The following is a 3765-nucleotide window of genomic DNA, read 5'->3' as shown; positions in this document are numbered from 1 at the left end:
GCGGCCGTGCGGGTCGTCGACGAGCACATGACCGCTGCCGCCGAGCACTTCGCCGAGGCCACCGACTCCGCCTGAGGAACGACCCCGTCCTCCCTGCCCTCGCGAGCTCGGGGTGGTACCGGGACGGGGCCGCCCCGTACCCCACCACTCGCAGGCTTGCGCCAGGCCCGTCCATGGGCTCGCCGCGAGCGTGAGGGCGGGGTCCTCGTGCCTGCAGGGGCCCGCCCGTCCTCCCCGCCCCTCGCAAGCCCGAGGCGGTGCCCCGGACGGGGGCCGCACTGCCCCCTGCCTCACGCAGGCTCGCGGTGGGGCCCTGCAGGAGGGGGCCACTTCTCCCTACCGCCTGGAGGACCCAGTTCCGGTCCTGTCCCCAGGCTCACTCCGCGAGCATCGGGGGCGAGTAGACGGGGCCCTTCGCGGAGCGGTGGTGCCTCGAGGACTGCCCGGAGCGCGTCGTCACCTGCACGGATGCAGGCGTCGGAAAGTGACCCTTGACACCGTGACCCGCACCACCCACTCTAGTCGTCAGTTGACTGTTGACAGTCAACGCTCAACGGGGATCTGACGCCCATCGCTCACCGGAGACCACCATGACCGAGCGGCACCCATCACTCCACGACCCACACCTCGAGGAAGTCGCCGTCTGGCACCTGTTCGAGGGCTCCCCGACCGAGGAGGTCCCCGTCGGGGGCCCCGTCGAGGCGACGATCGAGACCCGTGGCTCCACCGGCTCCCGCAGGCCGGAGGGGGACTGACATGACCGACACCACGTTGCTCCTGCTGCACACCGGGATCACGGTGGCGATCGTCGTCGGGCTCATCGTCCTGGCGAAGATCAACCCGGTCATCTCCCTGGTGATCGGCGCCCTGTACCTCGGCATCGCTGCAGGGCTCGGCTACGAGGGGACGACGACCGCCGTCGTGACGGGCTTCGGCAACCTGATGGCCGAGGTGGGCCTCATCATCGGGTTCGGCGTGATGCTCGGGACCCTGTTGTCGGCCATGGGGACGCTCCACCGCGTCGTGGACGGGATGCTGCGCCTCGTGGGGGCCAAGCGCTCCCCGCACGTCATCGGCCTGACCTCGGGGATCATCTTCCCGGCGATCTACTTCGACGTCGCGCTCGTGATCCTGGGGCCCATGGCCCGGTCGATCGCCCTGCGGACCGGGCTCAGCATCGCGCCGCTGGCCGGCGCACTGGCCATCGGCCTCGAGGTGGCGCTCCTGATGGTCCCGCCCGGTGCAGCCGCGCTCGCCATCGCGGCCGCCCTCGACATCCCGCTCGGCACCATGCTCCTGTATGGGATCCCCTTCGGCGTCGTGGTGATCGTCGCCAGCGTCGCGCTGCACACCCTGCTGATGCGCTTCACCTGGAACGAGCAGCGCGACGACGACCCGCTGACCGACCCGGAGCACACCGGGGAGATCGCCGGCTACGGCGGTCCGTCCGCCGCTGAGTCCATCGGTGGACAGCCGGTCGCCCCGGGTGGCCAGCCGGCCGGAGAGCCAGGGCGTGGCGGCAGCGCGACGGCCGTCGCACGCGACCCGCAGCCCGTCAGCACCGGGACGCCGGGCAGGCAGCTGCCCCTGTTCGTCGCCCTGCTGCCGCTGCTGGTGCCGCTGGTGCTCATCGTGCTCGACACCACCACGAGCGCGTTCGGCGCGGAGGTGGGCCTGCTCGGGTTCCTCGGCAACCCCGTGGTGGCGCTGCTCATCGGCCTGCTCATCGGGTTCTTCCTCGCCATCCCGGCCCTGGGCCGGGAGGGCGTCGAAGAGGTGGTGGTGCGGGCCGCCGGGACCAGCGGCGTCATCCTGCTCTTCACCGGCGTCGCGGGATCACTCGGGCAGGTCATCGCGGAGACCGACGTCGGGAACCTCGTTGCCGGCCTCTTCAGCGCCAACGCGGCCTACCCGCTCGTGCTGGCCTGGCTGGTCGCGGCGCTGCTGCGCCTCGCCCAGGGCTCCGGGTCCGTGGCCGCCATCACCGCGGCGTCGCTGCTGGCACCGGTCGTCGGGAGCTTGGGGCTCAACCCGGTGCTGATCTGGCTGGCCGCGGCGTCCGGGGCCGCGTTCGGCGGGCACGTCACCGACAACACCTTCTGGATCTTCAAGACGCTGCTGGGGCTGTCCGTGCGCGGCGCGTTCCAGGTCTACACGGTCGCCCAGGCGTTGCTGTCCTTCGTCGGCCTGGGCGCGGTCCTCGTGCTCGGCATCTTCGCCTGACGGAATCGAACAAGGGAAGGAACACGTCATGACCTCGCTGACCACACCGCAGGCGGCACCGGCCGCCGGGAACCGGGAGGAGCGGATCGAGCGGATCCGCCAGGCCGCGTACCGGATCCGGCGCAACGCCCTGGAGATGGGGGAGGTGCAGGGGCAGGGCTACATCGGTCAGGCACTGGGCGTGGCCGACGTGCTGGCCGCGGTCTACACCGACCAGCTCCGGTACCGCCCGGAGGACCCGCACTGGCCCGACCGGGACCGGTTCCTGCTCTCCATCGGCCACTACGCCATCGCCCTGTACGCGGCGCTGGCCGAGGCCGGGACCATCCCGCTGGAGGAGCTGGAGACCTACGGCTCCGACGACTCCCGGCTGCCGATGTCGGCCATGGCCTCCTACACCCCGGGCGTGGAGATCTCCGGCGGGTCGCTCGGTCACGGGCTGCCCGTGGCCACCGGGATGGCGCTCGGGTTGCGCCACTAGGGCAACGGGGCGCGGGTCTACAACCTGCTCTCCGACGGCGAGCTGGACGAGGGCTCGACCTGGGAGGCCGCACTGGCCTGCGCCCACCACGAGCTGGACAACGTCACCGCGATCGTCGACGTCAACGCGCTGCAGGCCGACGGTCCCACCGCCGGCGTGCTGCGCACCGAGCCGGTGACCGACAAGTGGCGGGCCTTCGGCTGGCACGCCCTGCGCGTCGACGGCAACGACGTCGCCGCGCTCGTCGACGCCCTCGACGAGCTCCGCGAGCACCGCGGCTCGCCGTCGGTGCTCGTCTGCGACACCCGCATCGGCTGCGGGGTGCCGCTGCTCGAGGGCCGGGAGAAGGCCCACTTCATGCGGGTGGAGGCCCACGAGTGGCAGACCGCCCGCGACCAGCTGCAGGAGGGGATGGCCCGATGACCAGCACCGCGCCGAAGAAGCGGCTCACCACCTCGGCGATGATCGCCTCGTTCGCCGACCCCGGTCAGCGCACGACCAGCGCACCGTTCGGGCACGCGCTCAACCGGCTGGCCGAGGCGCGGCCCGAGGTCGTCGGGCTGTCGGCGGACCTCGCCAAGTACACCGACATGCACGTGTTCCGCGACGCCCACCCGGACCGCTTCTTCCAGATGGGCATGGCCGAGCAGTCGCTGCTGGGGACGGCGGCCGGGCTGGCGGAGGTCGGCCTGGTGCCCTTCGCCTCCACCTACTCGGTGTTCGCCACCCGGCGGGCCTACGACTTCCTCTGCCTCTACATCGCCGAGCCGAACCTGAACGTCAACGTCGTCGGCGCCCTGCCCGGGCTCACCACCGGCTACGGGCCCAGCCACCAGGCCACCGAGGACCTCGCCATCCTCCGCGGCTGCCCAAACCTGACCATCGTCGACCCCTGCGACTCGGTCGACATCGAGCAGGCCGTGCCGGCGCTGGCGGACGCACCGGGCCCCACCTACCTGCGGCTGCTGCGCGGGGCGGTGCCGACGGTGCTGGACGAGTACGACTACCGGTTCCAGCTCGGCAAGGCCGCCGAGCTGCGCACCGGCCGGGACGTCGTCCTC

At 72.0% G+C, this 3765-nt stretch carries 3 protein-coding genes and 1 pseudogene; all 4 read left to right on the top strand.

The window, feature by feature from the left end:
- The first annotated feature begins 590 nt into the window (after positions 1-590).
- Positions 591-755: a hypothetical protein gene (locus VN520_RS37655; protein ID WP_325751452.1), complete on the top strand. Its 165-nt coding sequence runs from the start codon at positions 591-593 to the stop codon at positions 753-755.
- Between the two features lies 1 nt (position 756).
- Positions 757-2223 carry a gluconate permease gene (locus VN520_RS37650; protein WP_325751451.1) on the top strand — a complete coding sequence of 489 codons (1467 nt, stop codon included), beginning with the start codon at positions 757-759 and terminating at the stop codon, positions 2221-2223.
- Between the two features lie 28 nt (positions 2224-2251).
- Positions 2252-3127 (top strand): annotated as a pseudogene (locus tag VN520_RS37645) (transketolase).
- Positions 3124-3765: transketolase family protein (locus VN520_RS37640; RefSeq protein ID WP_414720076.1), on the top strand; the 642-nt coding region annotated here is incomplete at its 3' end. The pseudogene VN520_RS37645 and the gene VN520_RS37640, both read left to right, overlap by 4 nt.

The organism is Streptomyces sp., from assembly GCF_035563135.1.
Classification (GTDB): Bacteria; Actinomycetota; Actinomycetes; order Streptomycetales; family Streptomycetaceae; genus Streptomyces.
The sequence above is the reverse complement of the archived record's forward strand: the minus strand, read 5'-3'. Positions and strand labels throughout refer to the sequence as shown.